At 63.8% G+C, this 23,550-nt stretch carries 23 protein-coding genes and 4 pseudogenes; 17 read left to right on the top strand and 10 right to left on the bottom strand.

The annotated features are described in order from the left end of the window. Positions 1-77 precede the first annotated feature (77 nt). The 8 genes and pseudogenes from ACF0H6_RS07180 (at position 78) to ACF0H6_RS07145 (ending at position 6,533) form a co-directional block, all read left to right on the top strand. Positions 78-1,043 carry an aldo/keto reductase family oxidoreductase gene (locus ACF0H6_RS07180; protein WP_395249009.1) on the top strand — a complete coding sequence of 322 codons (966 nt, stop codon included), beginning with the start codon at positions 78-80 and terminating at the stop codon, positions 1,041-1,043. A gap of 99 nt (positions 1,044-1,142) precedes the next feature. Next, positions 1,143-2,007 (top strand): annotated as a pseudogene (locus tag ACF0H6_RS07175) (HpcH/HpaI aldolase/citrate lyase family protein). Between the two features lie 291 nt (positions 2,008-2,298). Next, the gene (locus ACF0H6_RS07170) at positions 2,299-2,937 is read left to right on the top strand and encodes a DUF2797 domain-containing protein (protein ID WP_395249008.1); all 639 of its coding nucleotides are present in this window, start codon (positions 2,299-2,301) and stop codon (positions 2,935-2,937) included. Between the two features lie 21 nt (positions 2,938-2,958). Then, positions 2,959-3,183, top strand: coding sequence for a DUF3188 domain-containing protein (locus ACF0H6_RS07165; RefSeq protein ID WP_395249007.1), 225 nt, complete (start codon positions 2,959-2,961; stop codon positions 3,181-3,183). Between the two features lie 41 nt (positions 3,184-3,224). After that, on the top strand, positions 3,225-3,674 hold the full coding sequence (locus ACF0H6_RS07160; protein ID WP_395249006.1) for a MaoC family dehydratase N-terminal domain-containing protein: 450 nt from the start codon (positions 3,225-3,227) through the stop codon (positions 3,672-3,674). 2 nt (positions 3,675-3,676) lie between these two features. Beyond that, a complete protein-coding gene (locus ACF0H6_RS07155; protein WP_395249005.1) occupies positions 3,677-4,114 on the top strand; it encodes a MaoC family dehydratase in 438 nt (145 codons plus the stop codon). Continuing rightward, positions 4,111-5,456: pseudogene (locus ACF0H6_RS07150) on the top strand (MFS transporter). The gene ACF0H6_RS07155 and the pseudogene ACF0H6_RS07150 overlap by 4 nt, the downstream one beginning before the upstream one ends. A gap of 9 nt (positions 5,457-5,465) precedes the next feature. Then, positions 5,466-6,533 carry a UDP-N-acetylmuramate dehydrogenase gene (locus ACF0H6_RS07145; RefSeq protein WP_395249004.1) on the top strand — a complete coding sequence of 356 codons (1,068 nt, stop codon included), beginning with the start codon at positions 5,466-5,468 and terminating at the stop codon, positions 6,531-6,533. Positions 6,534-6,576: 43 nt separating this feature from the next. On the opposite strand, the gene ACF0H6_RS07140 is transcribed toward ACF0H6_RS07145, so the two are convergent. Together ACF0H6_RS07140 and ACF0H6_RS07135 are read right to left on the bottom strand one after the other, a co-directional pair. Continuing rightward, positions 6,577-7,071, bottom strand: coding sequence for a hypothetical protein (locus tag ACF0H6_RS07140; RefSeq protein WP_395249003.1), 495 nt, complete (start codon positions 7,069-7,071; stop codon positions 6,577-6,579). Between the two features lie 178 nt (positions 7,072-7,249). Beyond that, entirely contained in the window at positions 7,250-7,720 is a 471-nt protein-coding gene (locus ACF0H6_RS07135) for a hypothetical protein (RefSeq protein WP_395249002.1), read from the bottom strand. A gap of 111 nt (positions 7,721-7,831) precedes the next feature. On the opposite strand from ACF0H6_RS07135, the gene ACF0H6_RS07130 reads away from it, so the two are divergent. Both ACF0H6_RS07130 and ACF0H6_RS07125 read left to right on the top strand, forming a co-directional pair. Beyond that, entirely contained in the window at positions 7,832-8,254 is a 423-nt protein-coding gene (locus ACF0H6_RS07130) for a DNA glycosylase AlkZ-like family protein (protein WP_395249001.1), read from the top strand. Continuing rightward, on the top strand, positions 8,211-8,951 hold the full coding sequence (locus ACF0H6_RS07125) for a winged helix DNA-binding domain-containing protein (protein ID WP_395249000.1): 741 nt from the start codon (positions 8,211-8,213) through the stop codon (positions 8,949-8,951). Before ACF0H6_RS07130 ends, ACF0H6_RS07125 begins: the two co-directional genes overlap by 44 nt. 48 nt (positions 8,952-8,999) lie before the next feature. Here the strand turns inward: ACF0H6_RS07125 and asd are convergent, their stop codons facing one another. The 8 genes and pseudogenes from asd to ACF0H6_RS07085 form a co-directional block, all read right to left on the bottom strand. Beyond that, entirely contained in the window at positions 9,000-10,151 is a 1,152-nt protein-coding gene (asd, locus tag ACF0H6_RS07120; protein WP_395248999.1) for an aspartate-semialdehyde dehydrogenase, read from the bottom strand. A gap of 102 nt (positions 10,152-10,253) precedes the next feature. Then, positions 10,254-10,475 carry an NF038396 family protein gene (locus tag ACF0H6_RS07115; protein WP_395248998.1) on the bottom strand — a complete coding sequence of 74 codons (222 nt, stop codon included), beginning with the start codon at positions 10,473-10,475 and terminating at the stop codon, positions 10,254-10,256. 2 nt (positions 10,476-10,477) lie between these two features. Then, positions 10,478-11,080, bottom strand: coding sequence for a dihydrofolate reductase (locus ACF0H6_RS07110; RefSeq protein WP_395248997.1), 603 nt, complete (start codon positions 11,078-11,080; stop codon positions 10,478-10,480). After that, on the bottom strand, positions 11,077-11,880 hold the full coding sequence (locus tag ACF0H6_RS07105; RefSeq protein ID WP_395248996.1) for a thymidylate synthase: 804 nt from the start codon (positions 11,878-11,880) through the stop codon (positions 11,077-11,079). Before ACF0H6_RS07105 ends, ACF0H6_RS07110 begins: the two co-directional genes overlap by 4 nt. 18 nt (positions 11,881-11,898) lie before the next feature. Next, positions 11,899-12,867, bottom strand: a complete 969-nt coding sequence (locus ACF0H6_RS07100) for an NUDIX domain-containing protein (RefSeq protein WP_395248995.1) — start codon at positions 12,865-12,867, stop codon at positions 11,899-11,901. A gap of 11 nt (positions 12,868-12,878) precedes the next feature. After that, a pseudogene (locus ACF0H6_RS07095) lies at positions 12,879-15,127 on the bottom strand (RNA degradosome polyphosphate kinase). A gap of 101 nt (positions 15,128-15,228) precedes the next feature. Beyond that, positions 15,229-16,200: a mycothiol synthase gene (mshD, locus tag ACF0H6_RS07090; RefSeq protein ID WP_395248994.1), complete on the bottom strand. Its 972-nt coding sequence runs from the start codon at positions 16,198-16,200 to the stop codon at positions 15,229-15,231. A 248-nt stretch (positions 16,201-16,448) separates the two neighbouring features. Then, entirely contained in the window at positions 16,449-17,147 is a 699-nt protein-coding gene (locus ACF0H6_RS07085) for a winged-helix domain-containing protein (RefSeq protein ID WP_395248993.1), read from the bottom strand. 279 nt (positions 17,148-17,426) lie between these two features. Between ACF0H6_RS07085 and ACF0H6_RS07080 the strand changes: the two genes are divergently transcribed. From ACF0H6_RS07080 to ACF0H6_RS07050, 7 genes and pseudogenes are all read left to right on the top strand, one after another. Continuing rightward, complete coding sequence (locus tag ACF0H6_RS07080; protein WP_395248992.1) at positions 17,427-18,161, top strand: permease; 735 nt, start codon at positions 17,427-17,429, stop codon at positions 18,159-18,161. 166 nt (positions 18,162-18,327) lie between these two features. Beyond that, positions 18,328-18,927: an FABP family protein gene (locus tag ACF0H6_RS07075; protein ID WP_395248991.1), complete on the top strand. Its 600-nt coding sequence runs from the start codon at positions 18,328-18,330 to the stop codon at positions 18,925-18,927. A gap of 99 nt (positions 18,928-19,026) precedes the next feature. Beyond that, positions 19,027-19,749: a flavodoxin family protein gene (locus ACF0H6_RS07070; protein WP_395248990.1), complete on the top strand. Its 723-nt coding sequence runs from the start codon at positions 19,027-19,029 to the stop codon at positions 19,747-19,749. A gap of 22 nt (positions 19,750-19,771) precedes the next feature. Then, a complete protein-coding gene (locus ACF0H6_RS07065) occupies positions 19,772-20,857 on the top strand; it encodes a YgfZ/GcvT domain-containing protein (protein ID WP_395248989.1) in 1,086 nt (361 codons plus the stop codon). Beyond that, positions 20,854-21,266: pseudogene (locus ACF0H6_RS07060) on the top strand (ankyrin repeat domain-containing protein). The gene ACF0H6_RS07065 and the pseudogene ACF0H6_RS07060 overlap by 4 nt, the downstream one beginning before the upstream one ends. Before the next feature lie 119 nt (positions 21,267-21,385). Beyond that, entirely contained in the window at positions 21,386-21,946 is a 561-nt protein-coding gene (locus ACF0H6_RS07055; RefSeq protein ID WP_395248988.1) for a PadR family transcriptional regulator, read from the top strand. 66 nt (positions 21,947-22,012) lie between these two features. Continuing rightward, on the top strand, positions 22,013-23,527 hold the full coding sequence (locus ACF0H6_RS07050; protein ID WP_395248987.1) for a DHA2 family efflux MFS transporter permease subunit: 1,515 nt from the start codon (positions 22,013-22,015) through the stop codon (positions 23,525-23,527). The last annotated feature ends 23 nt before the right edge of the window (positions 23,528-23,550 follow it).

Below are 23,550 nucleotides of genomic sequence, written 5' to 3'. Positions count from 1 at the left end.
CCCACGCAGTTGTTGTCGTTTTGAACCCTCATCACGACAACAACTGCGAGTCAGTTGTGTTGTGAAAGAGTTGGAAAATGACCGCAAAGAGTGAAACCGCGTCCGGCCGGCTCATCTATGGGTGCATGGGCCTCGGAGGTCCTTGGGAAGGCAGCGAATACGGGGCTGCTGAGATTGACCAGACCGCGGCGGCGATCGAAGCCGCCATGGGCATCGGCATTACCCTGTTCGACCACGCCGACATCTACCGCAACGGCAAGTCCGAGGCTGTGTTCGGCGAAGTCCTGGCCCGGGCGCCGGGGCTGCGTGAAAGAATCCAGCTCCAGACCAAGTGCGGGATCCGGCTTGCCCAACCCGGAGTCGGCGGTCACTACGACCTGAGCAAGGCCGCCATCCTTGAGCGGGTCAACGGAAGCCTGCAACGGCTCAGGACCGACTACGTCGACGTGCTGTTGCTCCACCGCCCCGACCCCTTGATGGAACCCGCAGAGGTGGCGGCCGCCGTCGGGCAGCTGATGGCGGAGGGCAAAGTGCGGCAACTGGGCGTGTCCAACATGTCCGGCGCGCAGATTGCGTTCCTTCAGGACCAGCTGGAGGTGCCGATTGTGGCTAACCAGCTGGAAATGAGCCTGCACCGGCGTGCCTGGCTCGAGAGCACCGTCTTGGTCAACCACGACGACGCCCTCGGCTACAGTTTCCCGCACGGCACCGTTGAACATTGCGTCAGCCAGGGGATTGAGCTTCAGGCCTACGGTTCCCTCACCCGGGGCCGGTTCACGGGCTCGACGCCGGAGGAAGCCACGCCTGCCGATACGGCGACTGCCGCGCTCGTTGCGGAGCTCGCGGAGGAGAAGGGCGTCACGCCCGAGGCCGTGGTGTTGGGGTGGCTCATGAAGCACCCGGCGCGTATTTCCCCGGTGGTCGGCAGTTCCAACCCGGCCCGGATCGCGGCCTGCGCGGACGCGGCTGCCGTTGCCGCGGCCATGACGCGGACCGAGTGGTACGGCCTGTGGGTGGCCGCCCGGGGTAGCAACCTTCCCTAGGCCCGTTGGGCGCTGTCACAATCGTTTTGTTCGTATTGATGCTCACACCAGCGTCCGATTCTTGGCGTTTCCTGGTGGCTGGACGGATACGGTAGATACATGACGTCTAGCACCGCCGCCGAGTCCATTCGGTCCACCCGCAGCATTCCCGCCGACATTGCCCGCTTCCTGGCTCCTCGTGAACGCCATGAAAACGGAACTTTTTGACCAGTCGGCCTCATCGCGCGCGGACGCCATCATCCTTGACATCGAAGATGCCGTGGACCCGTCCCAGAAGGACATTGCCCGCGAAAACGTCATTAATTGGCTGGCTGCCGGCGGCGCAGGCGCGGTCCGCGTCAATGACGCCACGAGCCCCTTCTGGGCAGATGACCTCGCTGGGCTCCGTGGCACCTCCGGACTGCTCGGCGTGATGCTGGCTAAGACGGAGTCTGCTGACCAAGTCACCGAATCCTTCCACCGCATGGATGGGAAGACTCCGGTCATCGCCCTCGTGGAGTCGGCCCTCGGCATCGAGGAAGCCAACCACATCGCACGTGCCCAGGGCGCCTTCCGCCTTGCATTCGGTTCGGGCGACTTCCGCCGGGACACCGGAATGGCCGCCACGCCCGAGGCAATGGCCTACCCGCGTGCCAAGCTGGTGGTCGCGAGCCGCGTGGGTAACCTGCCGGGCCCTATCGACGGCCCCACCGTCGGCACCAACCACCCGATCCTGCGCGAGCAGACCGGCATCACGGTGACCATGGGCATGACGGGCAAGCTCTGCCTGGCCATCGACCAGACCACCGTCATCAACGAGGTCATCAGCCCCACGCCGTCCGACGTTGCCTGGGCCACCGACTTCATGAACGACTTCGAAGCCAACGGCCGGGTCATCCGCGACGGCTCCGACCTCCCGCGCCTGGGCCGCGCCGAGAAGATCATGAAGCTCGCGGTGGCTTTCGGAGTCCAGCCCTCGCTGTAGCCGTGTTGGTCCACGGCGTCTCGCTGGGACGGCCCGCATACCCAGGAGGAAAGAGCGCACGACGCCGGGTCCCCGGCCTTGCGGCTCCAGTTGCCCTCCGGTGCGTTCGGCTCCGTTGGGCTCGCCGGCGGTGCCTCGCTCAGCTTCCGTGTTCTGGACGGGCTCTGGTGCCTTGGCCACACAAAAATCCAGGGCCCAGGCGAACGCACCCACTTGGTTTGCCCCGATGGCGCGTTTGCTGAACGGGGCAAGCAATGTGGCCGGTGTTTTGCCCGCGAAGACTCGCGGCTCATGCATGATTTCCATCGCGGCGGCGCCGTGCCCCCGGGGCTGCGCGCCTACCTGATGCAACCGCACTGGCTCTACGTCGCCACGTTCGCCAACGGCGCCACCAAGATCGGCACAGCGTCGGCCCCGCGGAAATGGAACCGGCTCGCTGAGCAAGGTGCCGTTCACGCGTCCTACGTTGCCCATGCCGGCGACGGTCGTGTTGTCCGCGTGCTGGAGGACCTCGTGACAAGTGAACTTGGGATCGTCCAGCTCATCCGTGCCTCCGCGAAGGCCGCCGCGCTGCTGGAGCCGCGCCCCGACGTCGAGCTTTCCGGCATCAACAAGCAAGCCGCGGCGCGGACGCGGGAGCTCTTGGACGGTATCGCGATGAGCGGCTATTCGACTGTGGAGGAAGAGTGGCAGCGCCCCGCGTTCGCGGATGGGCTCTGTGGCTCCGGCCGTCGCCATCCTTACCCGGTGGCTTTCGACGGCGGCGCCCACGGGCTTGCCGTGAAGTCGCTCTCCGGCGGCATTGCCCTGGCATCGTTGCCCGGAGACAGTGGCGAATTCGTGGCAGACTTAGGCAGCCTGAAAGGGCGTCGGATCGAATTCGGGGACTACCGGACGGAGATTCCTGCGCTGCAGGACTCGTTGTTCTGACGAGTGCCCTAAACTTGGGTGGTGCTGAACGAATTCTGGGCCACGGCCTCCACCACATACAAGACGCTGGTTTTCAGCGCGATGGGGCTTGTCGCCGTCGGGATCATCCTCACGATCATCGGCAATACCTCGCATAACCAAGGCCTCGCGGTCATGTCCTTGTTCGTGATCGGGCTCGGCCTGGTCTTGCACGTTGCCGGCAGGGTTGTCCGTGGACAGCAGATCCGCAAGAGCTTGAAGAAGTAACGCCTTCCCCCGGCCCACTCGCGGGCCGATAGGGTTGGAACATGACTATTAACCCGGACCTCCAGGGCCGCAGTTACCCTGCCGCAGAGGTGTACGACGTAGGCCGCGAAAAGATCCGGGAGTTCGCCCGGGCCGTGAAAGCTACCCACCCCGCCCACTTCGACGTCGACGCCGCCAAAGCCCTCGGGCACAGCGACCTGGTCGCCCCGCCGACCTTTGCCATCATCGTGGCGCAGCGGGCCGATGCCCAGCTTGTTGAGGACCCCGACTCGGGGATTGATTTCAGCCGCGTGGTCCACGCCGACCAGCGGTTCACGCACCACCGCGCCATCGTTGCCGGGGATCGGTTGCGGGCCGAACTGCACGTCGACGGCGTCCGCGCCATGGGCGGCGGGGCCATGATCACCACGCGATCGGAAATCACTGATGCCGACGGCGGGCGGGTCGCCACCACGACGTCGTCCATTCTGGTCCGGGGAGAGGGACAGTAGCCATGAGCTTGAAACTTGAAGAACTCACCGTCGGGCAGGAAATCGGCACCCGCAGCATCGAGGTCACCCGCCAGGACCTCGTCAAGTACGCCGGCGCGTCGGGCGACTTCAACCCGATTCACTGGAACGAATCCTTTGCCACCAGTGTCGAACTTCCGGGGGTCATTGCCCACGGTATGTTCACCATGGGTTCCGCCGTGCAATTGGTGAGCGACTGGGCGGGCGACCCTGCCGCCGTCGTCGACTACCAGACGCGCTTCACCAAGCCGGTGCTGGTTACCGACACCACCGGTACCAGCGAGCCTGGCGCGGTGATCGAGGTTGCCGGAGTGGTGGGAGCGCTCGACGCCGAGGCCCGCACCGCGCGTATCGACCTGACTGTCACCTTTGGCGGCCAGAAAGTCCTGATGAAGTCCCAGGCCGTTGTGAAGCTCGCTTGAGCCAGCTGCAAAAATCTGCCCCACGCGCCACCGCGGCGGAATTGTCGCGGTGGCGCAATGCTGTGGTGGTCGCGTATGGCGCCAGCGGCATCGCCTTTGCGTCCTGGGTCTCCCGGCTGCCCGCCATCCGAGATGGACTGAATCTCACCCCGGGCACAGTTGGCCTTCTGTTGATGTGCATGACGGTGGCATCGTTCGTGTCCGTTTCCGCGTCCGGGGTGATCGTCATCCGGCTCGGATCGCGCTTGACCACCCGGATCGGCGGCACCATGGTGGGCATCGGCCTGGCTCTCGCGGGTTTTGGCACATCCGTGCTAGTCAGCCCGGTGGCCGTGGCGGCGGGCCTCATGGTGATCGGCCTCGGGACGGCCAGCTGGAACACGGCATCCAATGTTGAGGGTGCGTCATTGGAACGCGCCCTTGAACGGCACATCATGCCCCGCCTCCATGGATCCTTCAGCCTCGGGACCGTGGCGGGTGCAGGACTCGGCGCGTGGGCTGCTGCCGCCGGCTTGCCGGTTTTTTGGCATCTGGCCGCCGCAGGCTTGGTGGTCGCCGTCTCAGTGGTAACGGCGGCTGCCTGGTTCCGCGCGGACTCCACCCGCCATCCCGCCGCGAGCGGCCCGGCAAAGGCGTTTAAGCCCGAAAAACCGGACACCTTCGAGGATCCTTCAACCGGACCTTTGCCCATCATCCAGCCCGGGCAGGAGGCAGCCCCGGCAAGCACGGAGCCGTTGGACAGCAAACGCATGGTGGCCCGGGCCTGGCGCGAACGGCGGACCCTGCTGCTCGGCATGCTGGTCCTGGGGCTCGCTTTGGCGGAAGGCGCCGCGGGGGACTGGGTGGCCCTGGCGTTGGCCGACGGCCACGGCCAATCCGAGGCCGCGGGAGCCGTGGGCTACGGAATCTTCGTGACCTTCATGACGGTGGGCCGCTTTGCCGGGACTGTTGTCCTGGACCGCTTCGGCCGGGTGCCGGTGATGCGTTGGTGTTCAGCCACCGCTGTGCTTGGCCTGGCCCTGTTTGTCTTCGCCCCTGCGCCGTGGCTTGCCTTCGCTGCCTTGGCCGTCTGGGGGCTTGGCGCCTCGCTGGGCTTCCCGGTGGGCATGTCCGCCGCCGCGGACGATCCAGCACATGCCGCAGCCCGGGTTTCGGTGGTCTCCACGATCGGTTACGGGGCGTTCCTTTGCGGCCCACCACTGTTGGGGCTGCTGGCGGAGCACTTCGGCATACTGCATTCCTTGCTCGCCGTTCGCTGGTCCTGCTGGTTGCGAGCTTCTTCCTTGCGCCCGTCTCCCGGAAGCGTGCCCCGGAGTCGGTCGCCGCCAGCAATCCCCGCTAGGCTTGTTTGGTGACCCAGACGATGATCTCCGAACTGACCACGGCCGCCGTCGGTGGCCCTGCCGGCACTTTCGTGGAGGCCCGCACCGAGTCGGAGATCATCGACGCCGTCCGTTCGGCGGACGCTGCAGGCGAGAAGCTGCTTATCATCGGCGGCGGATCCAACCTGCTGATCTCCGACGCCGGGTACCCCGGTACCGTGCTCAGGATCGCCTCGCAAGGATTCACCGTCAATTCGGAGGACAGCTGCGGCGGAGTCTCGGTAGTGGTGCAAGCGGGACACAACTGGGATGCCCTCGTGGAGCATTCCGTCCTGCACGCGTGGTCCGGGCTGGAAGCCCTTTCCGGCATTCCCGGGGCCACGGGTGCCACTCCGGTGCAGAACGTGGGCGCCTACGGGGCCGATGTCTCCCAGACCATCGCCGCCGTCCGCACCTGGGACCGTCAACGCAACGCAGTCCAGACTTTCACCAACTCCGAGCTCAAGTTCGGTTACCGGGACTCCGTCCTCAAGCAGACCACCGTTGAGGGCTCCCCCCGCTATGTGGTGTTGACGGTTGAGTTCCAGCTGCCGCTTGGACGCATGAGCGCCCCCGTCCGGTACGCGGAACTCGCCCGGACCTTGGGAGTCGAGGCCGGGAAGCGCGCCTACTCCAACGACGTTCGCCGCGAAGTCCTGCGGCTCCGGGCCTCCAAAGGCATGGTGCTGGACCCGTCCGACAGGGACACGTACTCGACCGGTTCTTTCTTCACCAACCCGATTGTTCCGGCCGCCGCGGCTGCTTCACTCCCGGCGGGCGCGCCCCAGTACCCGGCCGGAAGCGATGGCCTGGTGAAGCTTTCTGCAGCTTGGCTGATTGACCAGGCAGGATTCGGCAAGGGCTTCGGACTCGATCCCTCGAGCGTGTCCCGGGGCCGCGCCTCCCTGTCTACCAAGCACACCTTGGCGATCACCAACAGGGGAGCGGCCCGCGCGGAGGACATGGTGGCAATCGCACGCGAGGTGCGCCGCGGCGTCGTCGAGCGCTTTGGCATTGAACTCCACCCGGAGCCGCTGCTTATCGGTTTGGCGTTATAGGGGAGCCTTGTGGTGCCGGTGGGGGTTCTCGATCTTGCCGATGTTATTTGTCACGTGTGGTGGTTACCACTGGGTTCGGATGCCGCCCGAGTGGCCCTACCTCCCACCGATCTTTCACCCAGCTCAGCCAGATTGGGATCGTGGTTGCTGAGCCATTAGCCGACTTTGCATGGATAGTCGCGTCATAGATTGTTGTGCCCCCAGGGGCCCTATATGAGACCTCGTAGTCGGTGGCGCTGACTCCGCCCCACTTCCTGAGCCAGTCATCCGCGGCCTGCTCGACCTCAATGAATTCCGCGGGTGCCATGGTTTTTAGACCGGCGGCGTCCTTGGCGTGTAGGTAGGACATGACTTTTCTGACCGTTTCATCCCGTAACTCAGGTTTGGGGAGGGTCCCGGGCCCACTGAGGGGTCCACAACCCGAGAGGGTCACAAACAGCAGGACGGCGCCGATGAACTGGAATAGTCGTTTGCCAACAAGGGCAATTCCGATTGCGATGACTGCTGAACTGACTTTTCTTCTCACGGCGAAGTCCACCTTTCAAACGCCTGGGTCGGCGTCTGAGCAGACTATGAGCGGAATCGACCACTGAGTGGTGAAAATAGCGAATTAGGTGGTCGATTGGCCCGAATTAGGTGGTGGATTGGCGACGATTAGGTGTAAATGCCTGCCGAGAGAGCTCTCGCACTGAGTGGCTGACCGCAAAAGAAGCGCTTTAGCGCTTTCCCGTCGGAAGGACTTTGTTGAGCAGCAGGAACGTCAGCCCGCAGCTCGAGGCCCCCAAAAGGAAGATTTGGCTGAACGCAAGGCTCTGCGGTGAGGGTCCGCCGGGCGAAATCCAGCCAACGGTGGCGAAACCTGCCACACCGATCAGCATGACCACAGCGGCGAACAGGAAGCTGCGCACTTGATCGGTAGCACCGATTTGGAACCCTGACTCGGGATCGTTTGGCTGCCGTTCGGATGACGGCTGGCACGCAGCAGCGAGCCCGAGCAGAAGGGCCGCGGCGCCTGTAGCGGCCAGTCCCACCTCTTGGACGGTCTGCATGGAGGAGGACAACCGGACTCCCGCACCAACCGCTATCGACAGGCCGCAAACAAGGCCGACGGCGGCAGCGCACCAGCCGGCGGCTGCTAACCGCCGGCAGAGCGGCCGCAGTAGCGAACCCAACTCACCAAACAGCATCCCTTTACCCTAGGAGGGCCTGCTGGAAGGCCCCTGTGAGCACCATGGGAGTTGATCTTGTACGTCGAATTGAGGACTGAAGCTGTCCGCTGCCCGGCCTATGATGAGGCCATGGCAGCTTCGACGAAGATCCGGGTCACTCCCAAAGTCATGGGAAGGTTGCGCATGGTCAGTCAAGGATTGCTCGGCGGATTCGGCAGCGTGGACGAATGCGTGTCCCGGATGGGTGCCATGCAGGCCCAAGACCTCGCCTCGGCGTTCTGGGCCGTAGGGCAACGGGTAGCCGGTGCCGGACTCTCGGACGTCCTTGAATCGCTCGAGAACGGCACGGTGGTCCGGTCGTGGCCCATGAGAGGCACACTGCATCTGGTTCCGCCGCAGGACTTGCGTTGGATCCTGGCCATCACCACGGAACGGTCCATGCGCTCGGCGGCTACGCGGCACCGGGAGCTGGACATCGGGGAATCCGACATCGTTGTCTGCCGGGACCTTGCCCTCGAGCGGGTGGCTGGCAGATCCAGGCGCCACACGTGAGGAGCTATTCAAGATCTTCGAATCCGCGGGACAAGTAACCACGGCCCAGCGTGGCATCCATTTGCTGTGGATACTATGCCAGAACGCTTGGCTGGTTCAGGGGCCTCCGGCCGGCACCGCCGGGAAGGCGCTTGGGCAGCAACTTTTCGTGGCCTTCGATGAATGGATTCCCCAATCCAGGGCATTGGGCCGTGAAGAGGGGATTGCCGAATTCCTGCTTAGGTACCTGCGCAGCCACGGGCCGGCCACCCTCCACGACTTCGCTTGGTGGAGCAATATCCCCAAAGCCGAGGTGCGGGCAGCCCACGAGGCTATCCGCGGAGAACTCGTTGAGCTCGACTTCCAGGGAACCTCGTATTGGCTCTCGCCCGAAACCGCTTCACTGCTCGACGACGGCGTTCCGGGCTCGCGGACGGTCCTCGCCTTGCCGGGGTTCGACGAATTCCTGCTCGGATACACGGACCGCAGCCTCGTCTTGCCTCCGGAGCATGCTGACAAGGTAGTCCCAGGTGGCAACGGCGTTTTCAAGCGAATGATCGTGTCCGGCGGCGAGGTGATTGGCACCTGGTCCCGCATCGGCACGGGCCGGAGCGCCGTCGTCGTGCCGGAACCGTTTAGCCCGGAGGCCCCGGCCCCGGCCGCCCACCGTTCCTTCGAAGTCCAGGCATCCAAGTACCAAAAGTTCCTCGCAGGCTGAGCGCATCCAGCTGACTCAACTGCGAGCCAGTTGAGTCAGCTGATGAAACTAGAGGTTCCCGGTAGCGATCTTCAGCATGCGGCGCAGCGGCTCGGCCGCACCCCAGAGGAGCTGGTCACCCACGGTGAACGCGCTGATGTATTCCGGACCCATGTCGAGCTTGCGGATCCGGCCCACAGGGATCTCCAAGGTGCCGGAAGCAGCCACAGGGGTGAGGTCCGACATGGACGCTTCCTTGGTGTTGGGCACCACCTTGGCCCACTCGTTGTCAGCGTCCAGGAGCTTCTCGATCTCTGCGACGGACAGGTCCTCGCGCAGCTTGAGCGTCAGCGCCTGGGAGTGGGAGCGCATGGCGCCGATGCGGATGCAAAGGCCATCCATGACCACGTGGTCCCTGCCGTCGCCGTTGCCCGTGCCGAGGATCTTGTTGGTTTCCACCCCGGCCTTCCATTCTTCTTTGGACTGCCCGTTGCCGAGGTCGGCGTCGATCCACGGGATCAGCGAGCCGGCCAGCGGAACGCCGAACTGGGAGGCATCGACGCCGGAGCGTTGGGTCGCCAGCACCTTGCGGTCGATTTCCAGGATGGCCGAGGCGGGATCGTCCAATTCGCTGCGGACTTCGTTGTTGAGGGTGCCGAACTGGTTGAGCAGTTCGCGCATGTGGCGGGCACCGCCGCCGGAAGCAGCCTGGTAGGTCATGGAGGTACCCCACTCGACCAGGTTGTTCTTGAACAGCCCGCCGAGCCCCATGAGCATGCAGGAGACCGTGCAGTTGCCGCCGATGAAGTCCTTCACGCCGCCGGAAAGGCCGGCGTCGATGACGTCGCGGTTGATGGGGTCCAGCACGATGATGGAATCGTCGTTCATGCGCAGGGTGGACGCGGCATCGATCCAGAGCCCGTCCCAGCCGCGGCTGCGGAGCTCGCCGTGGACCTGCTTGGTGTAGTCGCCGCCTTGCGCGGTGACAATAATCGGCAGCTTGGCAAGCGTCTCGATATCGAACGCGTCTTCGAGCTTGCCAGCGCTGCCCTCTGCTGTACCAGCAAGAGTCGGGGGGGCACCTCCCGCGTTCGAGGTGGAGAAAAATACCGGGTTGATGTTGGCGAAGTCGCCCTCTTCCTGCATGCGGTGCATCAGGACGGAGCCGACCATGCCACGCCAACCGACCAGTCCTACGGACGGATTAGCTGCTGTAGTCATTGGACCAGTCTAGACTTTTGCGGCCGCCGGACGCTGTCCGTTACGTCACGCAGCAATCCACGACGACGGCGCCCAGCCGCGCCAGTGGAGCCGGGCGCGATACTACTTGCCGGCGTCGGGCTCTTCCTGCAGGGCCGCTTTACGGGCGCGCAAGGCGTAGAACGCACCGAAGGTGAAAATCTGGGTCACCACCACCAGGACGATGATCCCCAGGATCTTGTTACCGCCCAGGATCATCGTGAGTCCAATGACCGCGGACAGCAGCGCGAACAACGGCAGCAGCATATAGCCGAGCACGAACAGGGTCTCAGGTTTCTTCAGCATTCTCAGTCTTCCGTCCGGCGCCACGTGGCGATCCGGTAGTTGGTGCCGTTCCTGGAGGTCAGCCAGCCTTCTGCGGGCTGTGTCGCCTCAAGGTTCCAGGCCTCGCCGAACTCGGGCGCGAAAGTGTCCCCGTCGGTGTCGGAATCGATCACCGTGACGACGGCGACATTCGCAATGTCGATCGACTGCCGGTAGATCTCGCCGCCCCCGATGATCCAAACGTTCTGGCCGCCGGGCGCGAACTGGGACTCCAGGAGCGCCGCATCAAGGGACGGGACGACGACGGCGCCGCTCGCGACGGGCGAGTCCGCCCAGCCCTGCTGGCGGGTCACCACAATATTGGTGCGACCGGGCAAGGGGCGGTATTTTTCCGGAAACGACTCCCAAGTCTTGCGACCCATGATGACAGGGTGCCCTGTTGTCAGATTGCTGAAGTGTTTCAAATCTTCGGGGACGTGCCAGGGCATGGTGCCGCCCTTACCGATCACTCCGCTGCCGGTCTGCGCCCAGGCCAGGCCGATGCCGTCCGTCGCCTCTGCGGGCTCCCCTGAGGAAGGCGACCCCGAGGAAGGCGACGCTGCCGGTGAGGTTTCGTGGGTGTTCATACCGCCACTGGAGCCTTGATGGAGGGGTGGTGGCGATAGCCCACTACCTCGAAGTCCTCGAAGGTGTAGTCGAAGATCGAGTCCGGCTTACGGGCGAAGCGCAGCTGCGGGTACTCGTAGGGTTCCCGGGAGAGCTGCTCCGTCACTTGCTCCACGTGGTTGTCGTAAACGTGGACATCCCCGCCGGTCCAGACGAAGTCGCCCAGTTCCAGATCCAGTTGCTGGGCCACCATGCAGGTCAGCAGAGCGTAGGAGGCAATGTTGAATGGCACGCCCAGGAACATGTCGGCCGAACGCTGGTACAACTGGCAGGACAACTTGCCGTCAGCCACGTAGAACTGGAAGAACGCGTGGCACGGCGGCAAAGCCATGTCTTTGATCTCGGACACGTTCCATGCCGAAACGATGTGCCGGCGCGAATCCGGGTTGGCGGCCAGGCCCTTCATGAGCCCGGCGATCTGGTCAATGTGTCCGCCGTCGGGGGTCGGCCAGCTGCGCCATTGCACGCCGTAGACAGGACCGAGTTCGCCGTCGGCATCCGCCCATTCATCCCAAATGGTGACGCCCTGTTCCTGAAGCCACTTCACGTTGGACTCGCCGCGGAGGAACCACAGAAGTTCCAGCGCCAGCGACTTGAAGTGCACCCGCTTAGTGGTCATGAGCGGGAAACCCTGGCTCAGGTCGAAGCGCAACTGACGGCCGAAAACGCTCCGCGTGCCGGTACCCGTGCGGTCCGACTTGTGGGTGCCGTTGGCCATGACGTCGCGCAGGAGGTCTTCATATGGGGTGGGGATGCTCACGCACCCAGCTTACTGGAGTCAGTCGTCGAAGGGCTTGATCCGTTCCACGGCAACTACGCGCTGGCCGTTTCCACGGGCCACGTGGCACACGATCATTTCGCCGGGCGCCAAGTACGGGTCCTGGGCAGGCAGCATCCCGTGAAGCTCGGGGCCCATGCGCTCGCCAAGAGTCTTCAAGACGGTAGGGAGTGCCGGCCTGTGGGTGCACACCGCAACCCCCCGCTGCTTGTCGAACAAGCCCTCGACGACGGCGGACGTCTTCTTCGGGCTCCGCTGGTGATGGTGTTCCGTCAGGGCCTCCACAAGTTTCACCTTGGCTCCGGCTGACTTTGCGTACGGCGCGATGGTGGACACGCACCTGACCCAGGGACTGCTCACGATCCGCAGGGGCTTCCACACGCCCAGGAGCCGTTCCACGGCCAGCGCCTGCCGCAGACCGGTCACGGCCAGCGGCCGGCTGCCTTCGGCCTTGGACCACGAGGATCGTGGCTTGGCCTTGGCGTGGCGCACCAGGATCAGCGGCCACGTCTCCAACTCCTCGTTGAGGTGTGCCTTCGCCAGTGCCTGGAGAGGGCCCACATCTGTCGGGTTGCTCAGGAAACGTGCCGCCTTGTCCGGTGCTGCCCACATGTAGGCGTCCACTTCCTCGCCGTCAGGCTTGATGATGGACCCTTTGACGTGCATCGCCCAGTAGTGCACCACCTTCAGCCCGGCCGCCACATGGTAGTGCGTCGGAGGAAGCGGGATCCCAAGGGCAGCCTCGAGGCCGATTTCTTCCCTGACCTCGCGGACGGCGCACTCCGGGATGGTTTCCCCGGCGTCGAGCTTGCCCTTGGGCCAGGACCAGTCGTCGTACTTAGGCCGATGAATCAGCAGGACCTCAAGGGCACCCTTGTTGACGCGCCAAGGAATGGCGCCGGCCGCCGTGACGGCAATCAGCTCCCCGGGATGGTCCGTCTGGTCTTCAACAGGTGTATCGCTCTTCAACTTTTCGCTGCCTACCGCCGGGCGACTGCACGTTGGCGTGACCGGGAGGCGAGCAGCCAGGACTGGATGTCCAACAGTGGCGTGCCGTCTTCGGTCTGGTGGAACCGGGTCCAGTGGCCCTCGTTGTCGAGATGCCAGCTTGCAGTGCCTGGGTCCATGTAGCGGCGCAGCAAGTCCATGACCTCGGCTGTGTCCTCGCGACTGGAGAGCTGCACCAAGGCTTCGACCCGTCGGTCGAGGTTGCGGTGCATCATGTCAGCGGAGCCGATGTAAACCACTGGATCGTTGGTATTTGCAAAGGCAAACACACGCGAGTGCTCCAGGAAGCGGCCGAGAACCGAACGAACGGTGATGTTCTCGCTCAATCCAGGCACGCTCGGACGCAACGAGCAGATGCCGCGCACAATGACGTCCACCTTGACGCCCGCCTGGGACGCGCGGTAGAGGGCGTCGATGATGGCTTCGTCCACCATGGAATTGACCTTGATCTGGACCCGGGCGGCGATTCCGGCACGCGCGTTACGGATCTCGGTCTCAATCCTGTCAATCAACCCGGAGCGCACCGAGCGCGGCGCCACGAGGAGCCGCTTGAAGGTGGACTTGGGGGCGTAACCGGAAAGCTGGTTAAGAGCTTGGACAGGTCCTCGCCTACCTGCTCATTGGAGGTCAGCAGGCCCAGGTCCTCGTAGTAGCGGGCAGTCCGCGGGTGGTAGTTGCCTGTACCGATATGGCAGTAACGGCGAAGGCCATCCACTTCCTGACGGACCACCAGGGACAGCTTGCAGTGCGTCTTGAGTCCTACGATGCCGTACACCACATGCACGCCGGCCTGCTCCAGCTTGCGGGCCCAGGAGATGTTGGCCTGCTCGTCGAACCGGGCCTTGATTTCCACAAGGGCCAGGACCTGCTTGCCGGCCTCGGCCGCGTCGATCAAGGCGTCCACAATCGGGGAATCCCCGGAAGTGCGGTACAGGGTCTGCTTGATGGCCTGGACCTTGGGATCAGCGGCTGCCTGCTCCAGGAATGCCTGCACCGACGTCGAGAACGAGTCATACGGGTGGTGCAGCAGGATGTCGCGCCGGCGCATCGCTGCGAAGACGTTAGCGGCCTTGGACGTCTCGGATTCGTTCAAATACCGGGAGGTGTGCGGCACGTGCTTCGGGTAGTGAAGATCGGCGCGGTCAATTCCACCAATGACAGACAAGCCGCGGAGGTCCAGCGGCGCCGGAACGGAGTAGACCTCGGATTCCTCGACGCCGAGTTCCCGGACCAGGAGCGCACGGATATTCGGGTTGATGTCCGTGGTGACCTCGAGACGGACGGGCGGCCCGAACCGGCGGCGCAACAGTTCCTTCTCGAGCGCCTGCAGGAGGTTTTCGGCGTCGTCCTCTTCAACCTCGACGTCCTCATTGCGGGTGACCCGGAAGCTGTGGTGCTCCATGACTTCCATGCCCGGGAACAGCTTGTCCAGATGAACCGCAATGACTTCTTCGAGTGCGATGAAGCGTGCTACCCGGCCCGGAACGGCGCCGGCACGCGGGCCGTCGATCGAGACAAGCCGGGGCAACTGGTCCGGGACCTTGACCCGGGCGAAGAGTTCCTTGTCACTTACGGGGTTGCGGACAATCACGGCCAAGTTCAGGGAAAGGCCGGAAATGTAGGGGAACGGGTGGGCGGGATCAACCGCGAGGGGAGTAAGGATCGGGAAGACCTTCTCGCCGAACATCACGCTCAAGCGGTGCTGTGCATCGTCGTCGAGCTCGTCCCAACGCATGAGGTGGATGTGTTCGTAGGCCAGCGCGGGGCGGATCTGCTCAGCAAACACTCGGGCATGGCGTTCCTGCAGCTTTCGGGCCGCATCGCCGATCTGCTCCAGGACTTCGATGGGGCTCAGCCCGGCGGGGGAGGGCACCGCGAGTCCGGTGGCGATGCGGCGCTTCAACCCGGCAACGCGCACCATGAAGAATTCGTCCAGGTTGGAGGCAAAGATCGAGAGGAAATTGACCCTCTCCAGCAGGAAAAGGTCCGGATCCTCCGCGAGTTCGAGAACGCGGGAGTTGAAGGCAAGCCAGCTCAGTTCACGGTTCAGGAAACGGTCAGGCGTAATGTCGCCTTCCGGCTCTGGCGAAGGCGCGAACTCAGGAATGTCGATGCGGTCCTGAGTGGCCCGCGCAGCCGGGACTTCGGAAGAACCGAAGCGCGGAGGCAAGGTTGCGCCCTTGACCTCGGTTTTGGTGGTTCCGACCGGGTCCGGATTCATCGGACTCTCCTTCGTTCAGAGCGGGTTTGCTTCAACCCTACAAGGATTCCGCGTTCCGGAATCCTAGATGTCCTAGCCTTTCAGATGCGCTTTGTCTCGGGTTACGAGCGGTTTAGTGGTGCATACATGACATCTACGTCCCAGCGGACGAAACCCAGTTTGTGGTAAAGCGCGACAGCGGCGGTGTTGTCGGCATCCACGTACAACATCACCGAATGCAATTCGTGGCTCTGGAGATACCTGATCCCGGCAACCGTGAGCGCTTTGCCGAGTCCCAGGCCTTGGGCCGCAGGGGTCACCCCGACCACGTAGACCTCGCCGATGGCCGGATGGGGCCCTTGCCGGGGGTGCACCTTGGTCCAGTGGAAGCCGAGCAGTTCCCCGGCCGGGTTCACGGCCAGCAGGAATCCTTCGGGATCAAACCAGTCCTCGGCCATTCGGGCGTCCAAGTCCGCGCGGGTGAGTGACCCCTGCTCGGGATGATGCGCAAACGCGGCCCTGTTGGCGGCTAGCCACGCGGACTCGTCCTGTCCCGGTACGAAGGCGCGCAGCGAGACTCCCTCAGGCAGGGCGGCGTCGGGCAGTTCCGCGGCGGATGTCATGAGACGCATCTTCCACAATTCACGCACCGCGCCATAGCCATAACGGGCGGCGAGGTCCGTGGCGGCCTCGTGATTCCCATGGGACCAGGCGTTCAGCCCGGCGAGCCCGCGGCCGTCCTGAAGGGAGTCCAACAGCCTGCCCGCGACTCCCTGGTTGCGGTAGCTCGGGTGGACCGCCATTTCCAGCACCCCGGTCCCGTCATCCGCTTCGACGACGACGGCGATTCCCGCCAAATCCTGGCCGCTCCCGGGATCGGATTCCTCGTCGGGGGCGTACAGCGCGAGCGTGAGCACTGAGTGATCGCCGGCATCGGCTCCGCGCAGCATGACCAAGGTCTGTTCGGACAGCGGGGGATTGCCGTCAGACTCCTCGGCAGCCGCGGCGAGGGCCTTGATGTCTCTCAACAACTCGCGATCCGAGGCGCCTTTGACGACGAGGACGGGCCAGTTCTCCGGGTGCGCAGGACTCATGTTGCAAGGCTATACGTCCGGGGCCGGTTTGGCGGGATGGATTTTGCGGGGATGCGTTTGGGCGTGTATGGTCGATATCTCGTCCGGCTTTGCGAAGCAGGAAACGAGGGGGATCCACCAGTGGGGTGGCCGCGATACGTTCGACCCGTATGTCCTCCACTCAAGCCGTTACGCGGCGTAAGCCGGTATCAACCGGCATAAGGAAGGCCTGGACTCAGCGAGTCCAGGCCTTTCCTTGTTTCGGAAGCTCAGGCCTCCGTGAGCTCATCTTCGGGCAAACGGACCAGCGTCAGCCGGTAGCCAACGTTGCGCACAGTACTGATCAGGTTTTCGTGGTCCACGCCCAGCTTGGCACGCAGGCGCCGGACATGGACGTCAACCGTTCGGGTGCCGCCGTAGTAGTCGTAGCCCCACACCTCGGTGAGTAGCTGCTGACGCGTGAAGACCCTGCCCGGGTGCTGGGCCAGGTACTTCAAGAGCTCGAATTCCTTGAAAGTCAGGTTGAGCGGCTGCCCGTTCACTCGGGCCGTATAGCTTGCCTCGTCAATCACGACGCCGGCAGCGCGGATTTCGGTGTTGGGCTCCTCATCGCCGGGTACAGCGCGGGCCACCGCCAGGCGGATCCGGGCTTCGACTTCGGCCGGTCCCGCGGAATCAAGGACGATGTCATCCACAGACCATGCCGAGGAGACGGCGGCCATGCCGCCCTCAGTGAGGATCAGGATGAGCGGGGCGCTCAGGCCGGTGGCCTTGAGCAATTGAGTCAGGGAACGGGCTCCCACAAGATCCTTGCGGGCATCGAGGAAGACGACGTCGGTGGGGTCGGTTTCGAGCAAGGCAGTCGGCTCTGCAGGAAGGATATGGACCCGGTGGTTCAGTAGCTCCAAAGCAGGCAGGATGTCTACCGACGATCCGGTGCTGTTCGTCAGGAGCAGGATGTGCGACATAGTTCCTCCAAGGGGCGGTCCGCGCATCATCGGGCGTCTGAACCGGGTTTCCACCGGCCTGCAGCTGCTCATGGGGCAAGCTTCCGTTGTAACGGAGGCCTTGCAACAAGAAGCGCTGTTGACAACCGAGTATACCCAAAGGCCCCTGCCACGTCAGGGATTCGTGACACCTTCCCTCCCTGTTTGCGACATATTTCGGCCGTATAAGGCAGGATTGGCAAGAGGCTGGACGCAGCTTGGATCGAAACGAGGCCCGGAGGGGCCCGGGTCAGGGGCACAGTGAAGTCTTGGAGTATCGGGGTGGTTGGCCTCGTCGCGCTCGCCGTTGTCGTGGCCAGCTCGTACGGCCCCCCGGAAGGGTTGGTGGCCGTAGGCGTTCTGGCGGCAGCCGCCGTCGGAATCGGATGGCCCCACTTCCTCGCGGTTCCCGCAAAGAAAACCCTTGCCTCGGTGATCGGGCTAAGCGGCGCCGGTTCGGCCGTTGCCGCCGGGTTCATTCCAGCGCCCGGCTTTCTTGACGCCACGCCGGCGTTTATCGCCGCCGGAGTGATCGCGGTGTTCGTCGTGCAGTTGATCCGCGGAACGGGCCAGGCCCAGCGGCTCGAATCCACCCTTGGTAGCTGTGCCGGCGTGTTATTGAGCTGCCTTGGCGCTGGCTGGATCGCGGGTGCAAGGTTCAACGGCATCAAGGAAATGCTGCTGGTTGCCGGTCTTAGCGCCGCCGTCGCCCTCCTCGCGGGATTGTTGCGGTGGCCGGACAGGGTGGTGGCCCCTTTGGGGATCGTTGCAGCCGGACTGGTGGCACCGCTGGCTGGGCTGGTGTTCTCCAATATCTCGATCCTGCCCGCGATTGTTGTGGGCGTCGTTATCGGCTCGGTCCTGGTGAGTTTCCGCAGGATGGTGACGCTACGGCTCGGCCGCCTGAACTTCCCGGCGGTCCTTGGAATGGGTGTCGCCCCCGTCTGGGCGGTTGGTGCCCTGTGCTACTTCATCGACAAATTACTCATCTACTAACAGTTAGGATGGCATCATGTCCGTACTTGCATTTGAAATCTTCTTCCTTGTCCTCCTCGGCTTGGCCAGCCTCTCGATGGCGTGGTTTGCTGGCTTTGTCGTTTACCGCCTGTTCAAGGGCCAGAAGTAAAGCTTCTGTACAAACTGGTTCACTGAGGTAATTGCTGTGCCTATCGAAATTCCTACAGACCTGACACCTGAACTGGTGCCTCTTTCCTGGCTCATTGGTGAGTGGGAAGGCCGGGGACGGCTCGGAAACGGCGACGAAGACTCGGATCACTTCATCCAGCACGTCTCCTTTACGCATCACGGCCTGCCGTATCTTGAGTACCGCGCGGAAAGCTGGCTCAGCGATGAGGACGGCATCAAGCTGCGGCCCCTGACGGTGGAGACCGGATTCTGGGCCCTGGAGCGGAAAATGCTCGACGCCGACGGTGGCCCGGGCCTGATCCCCGCGGAGATAGTCCCGGTTTTGAAGACGGCCGACGACGTCGAGGCGCACCGCAACGCGGACGGCGGGTTCGACATCTCGGTGTCGATCGCCCACCCCGGAGGCATCAACGAGCTCTACTACGGGCAGATCAAGGGACCGCAGATCCACATCAGCACCGACATGGTGATGCGCGGCGGCCACTCCAAGGAATACACTGCGGCCACACGCATCTTCGGCCTCGTGGACGGCAATCTATTGTGGCGCTGGGATGTGTCCATGCCGGGTAAGTCGCTCGAGGCCCACGCTTCGGCTTTCCTGAACAAGCTCTCCTGAATAAGCTCTCCCCGGAAAGCCAGTTCCCTAGCTCCAAGGTCTCGCTGACAAGGTATCGCTAATATCCCGTTTCGCCACACGAACCCAAGGGAGCAGCAAGTGAACGAAGCAGCAAAACCTGCCAGCTATGACGATCTCAAGGCCGTGTTCTTCAACGGGACGCTCAAGCCGTCCCCGCAGGTGAGCAACACTGACGGGCTGATTGCGATCAGCCGACGCATCATGGAGAAGCAGGGCGTCAGTACCCAGCTCATTCGTACCGTTGACCACCACGTGGCTCCCGGGGTGTACCCGGACATGCGCGAACACGGGTGGGCCACGGATGAATGGCCGGAACTGTATCCGGCGGTCCTTGAGGCCGACATCGTGGTGGTGGCGGGTCCTATCTGGCTGGGCGACAATTCCTCCGAAACCAAGAAGCTCATCGAGCGCCTTTATGCCCATTCCGGCCAGCTCAACAGCAAAGGCCAGTGGGCCTACTATCCAAAAGTGGGCGGCTGCCTTATCACCGGCAACGAGGACGGCATCAAGCACTGCGCCATGAATGTCCTGTACAGCCTGCAGCATGTCGGGTTCACCATTCCTCCACAGGCCGATGCCGGCTGGATCGGCGCGGTCGGCCCCGGGCCAAGCTACCTCGACCAAGGTTCCGGTGGCCCCGAGAGCGACTTCACCAACAGGAACACCACCTTCATGACGTGGAACCTGCTCCATTACGCCCGGATGCTCAAGGACGCTGGCGGCATCCCCGCCTACGGCAACCTCCCGGAGGAATGGAAAGCCGGCACACGCTTCGATTTTGAAAACCCGGAATACCGCTAAGCCTCAAGGACTTCTACTACATATGACTTACAAGAGCCCCTTATTGTCGCGCCCCGGAGCTGTCGAAGGCGGCGGCGAGGACTCCGGCGTCGCGGCCCACTACGGCGAGCCCCTGCGGGAGCAGCGTGCGCTGGCCTCCGGTACCGCCGTCGTCGATCTGTCCTACCGCGGCGTTGTTACCGTTACGGGACCGGACCGGCTCAGCTGGCTCAACACCCTTTCCTCGCAGCAGCTGACCAACCTCCAGCCGCGCGTCTCAAGCGAGCTATTGCTCCTCACCATCCAGGGCCGCATCGAGTTTGATGCCCGCGTGGTGGACGACGGCGGGACCACCTGGCTGCTGGTCGAAGCCGCCGAGGCTGCCCCGCTGGCGGAGTGGCTTAACAAAATGCGCTTCATGTTGCGCGTCGAGGTGGCGGACGTATCGGCCGATTGGGCCGTCGTCGGCTCAACGAAGCCCGTTGATACCTTGTCCGGGCGGCTCGTCTGGGAGGATCCGTGGCCGCATATCGGCGTCGGCGGCTACTCCTACAGCGTGGTGGAAGAGGGGTCCCATCCCGGCCTCGAGCGGCCGTGGTTCGAGTACCTCATTCCCGCGTCCGAGCTTGAAGCGGCCGTTGACGGCATGGCCCTCGCCGGCTCGCTGGCCGCAGAGGCACTCCGCATTGCCGCTTGGCGTCCCCGCCTCGGCGCCGAGACGGACGAGAAAACCATTCCGCACGAGCTCGACCTCCTGCGGACCTCGGTCCATCTGTCCAAGGGCTGTTACAAGGGCCAGGAAACCATCGCCCGCGTCCACAACCTGGGACACCCGCCGCGGCGGCTCGTCTTCCTTCAACTAGACGGCTCGCAGCATACCCTCCCGGCGGCGGGCAGCGTCGTCTTTGCCGGGGAGCGCAAGGTGGGTACGCTGACATCCGTGGGCCAGCATTTCGAAATGGGAGCGGTAGGACTGGCACTCATCAAGCGGTCCGTGGATCCCCAGGAAGTGCTGACCGTGCTGGACGGTGAGGAGCCTTATCCGGCCGCTCAGGAAGTAATCGTTGCGCCCGACGCCGGACAAGTGGTGGGGCGTCAGGCCGGATTCCTGAAGGGACCCCACCGATGAGCGAAACGGCCAGTGCCTCGGAGCAACCGACGGGTGCCGATGACGAGGCAATCGCCTTGGCGCATACTCTGTTCGATGCTGCCCGGGAGGGAAATTCGGAGCTCCTGCGCAGTTACCTCAACGCCGGTGCACCGGCCGGAATGAGCAACGCCGCGGGTGATTCGCTCCTGATGCTGGCCGCGTACCATGGCCACGCTGACACCGTCCAACTGCTGCTCCACCACGGCGCCCAGCCAACACCGCCAACGATCGTGGCCAGACTCCGCTGGCCGGCGCAGTCTTCAAGGGGTACGCCGAGGTGGCCAGGGTGCTGATCGACGCCGGGGCCGATCCCGACGCCGGATCGCCCACGGCGCGCGACGCCGCCCGGATGTTCGCCCGCACTGAGATTCTCGAACTGCTCGGGTAGTCCGGGTTGTTAAGGAGGCCGGGATTTCCCGGTCTGCCGGGCCTTGAGCGGGGGTCGCTTGCACTCGATTATTCCATGTGGAATAGTTGTTGTGGAATAGTTCTCATGGAGGATAGAAAATGGCACGAGCCGCACTGACTCCGCTGGGCGTCGCCGCACTTGCCCTCCTCGTTGAGGCGCCAATGCATCCTTACGAGATGTACCAGCTCTTGATGGCCCGCCACGAGGACCGCTTGATCAAGGTGCGGCCGGGTACGCTCTACCACGCAGTGGGTCGCCTCGAAGATGGCGGCTTGGTGGAGGCCGCGGGTATTGACCGCGCGGGCAACCGGCCCGAGCGCACCACATACCGAATCACGGGGGCCGGCAGGGAAGCCCTGACCGAGCGCCTCCAGAACATGCTCGCGGAACCCGTGAACGAATACCCGAGCTTCCCCCATGCGATAGCGGAGGCTCACAACCTGCCCTCCGGCGTCGTACTGGAACTCCTGGACCGTCGGGTAGCGAGCCTCGAGGACCAACTCGACTTCCTTCTTCGCGGCGAAGAATCGGTCACCGCCAAAGGTGTGGAGCGGAAGTTCTGGACAGACATCAAGTACCAGCAGTCCATGCTGCGAACGGAAATCGACTGGATCCGTAGCTTCCAAAGCGATCTCCGCAGCGGGGAGTTGCCGTGGTAACCGTCCATCCGTCTCTTACTCGCCCAAAAAAACTTGCAAGAAATTCAACACAGCCTAAGGAATCCCATGGAAAACGTCACTAAACCGTGGCCCGCACTGTGGTCCCTCGTGGTCGGGTTCTTCATGATCCTGATCGACACCACCATCGTTTCCGTGGCGAACCCGCGGATCATGCAGGGCCTGCACACCGATATCAACGCCGTCATCTGGGTGACGAGCGCCTACCTTCTCGCCTACGCCGTTCCTCTGCTGATCACCGGGAGGCTTGGTGACCGCTTCGGACCCAAGAACCTCTACCTGATCGGCTTGGTGGTGTTCACCCTTGCGTCGCTGTGGTGCGGACTCTCAAGCGATATTGGCATGCTGATCTCGGCCCGCGTGGTCCAGGGCATCGGCGCAGCCATGATGACGCCCCAAACCATGGCCGTCATCACCCGGATCTTCCCGCCGGACCGCCGTGGCGCAGCCATGGGCCTCTGGGGAGCCACCGCAGGCATGGCTATCCTCGTCGGCCCGATCCTCGGCGGCGTGTTGGTTGACGGTCTTGGCTGGGAATGGATCTTCTTCGTCAACGTCCCCATCGGCATTGTCGCTTTCGTCCTGGTGACCCGGCTGGTACCGAAGCTGACCACGCACAGCCACAAGTTCGACGTCCCGGGTGTGCTGTTGTCCGCGGCCGGCATGTTCTTGCTGGTGTTCGGCATCCAGGAAGGCCAGAGCTACAAGTGGGGCACCGTTACCGGACCCATTACTGTGTGGGGCCTGATTATCACGGGCATCGTTGTCCTGGCCCTCTTTGTCTTGTGGCAGTGGGTGCTGGAGCGCCGCGGCGGCGAACCTCTCTTGCCCCTGGGCCTGTTCAAGGACCGAAACTTCTCCTTGGGCAACACCACCATCATGGCTGTCGGCTTCACCATCACCGCATTCCCGCTGCCCACCATCTTCTACTACCAGGTAGTCCGCGGACTGAGCCCCACACAGTCGGCGCTGCTCATGATCCCCATGGCCGTGATCTCCGGTGCGTTGGCGCCTTTCGTTGGCAAACTGATCGACCGCATCAACCCGCGATGGTTCGCCGCGTTCGGCCTCGTCTGCCTCTCCGGCGCACTGTTCTGGACCTCGGGCCTCCTGAAGCCGGACACTCCCATCTGGATGTTCCTTCTGCCCAGCGCCCTTCAGGGTGTGGCCAACGGTTTCATTTGGGGTCCGGTTTCGAACGCCACCACACGCAACCTCCCGCCGCGTCAGGCGGGGGCCGGTTCCGGTGTTTTCAACACGACACGCCAGATCGGTGCAGTGCTCGGTTCGGCCGCGATTGCCGCCTTGATCCAGTCCCGGCTCGCCGCTGAACTGCCGGCAGCACCGGGCGGTGCCCCGGCCGGCGAAGGTGGGTTCACGGGCAACCTCCCCGAATTCCTGCACGCAGGCTTCTCGACGGCCATGAGCCAGTCGGTCCTCTTGCCGGCGTTTGCGATCCTGATCGGAGCTGCCGTGGCGTTGTTCTTCGGCAAGCCCAAGGCCGTCCAAGGCTGGAGTTCCCCGGTCGCTGCCCCAGAGACGGTCTCCCAAACGGAGAACTGAGACACCCCCACCTCCACCTCACC

The sequence above is a fragment of the Arthrobacter sp. NA-172 genome (genome assembly GCF_043952055.1).
Lineage (GTDB): Bacteria > Actinomycetota > Actinomycetes > Actinomycetales > Micrococcaceae > Arthrobacter.
This window is presented reverse-complemented; position numbering and strand designations above follow the sequence as displayed.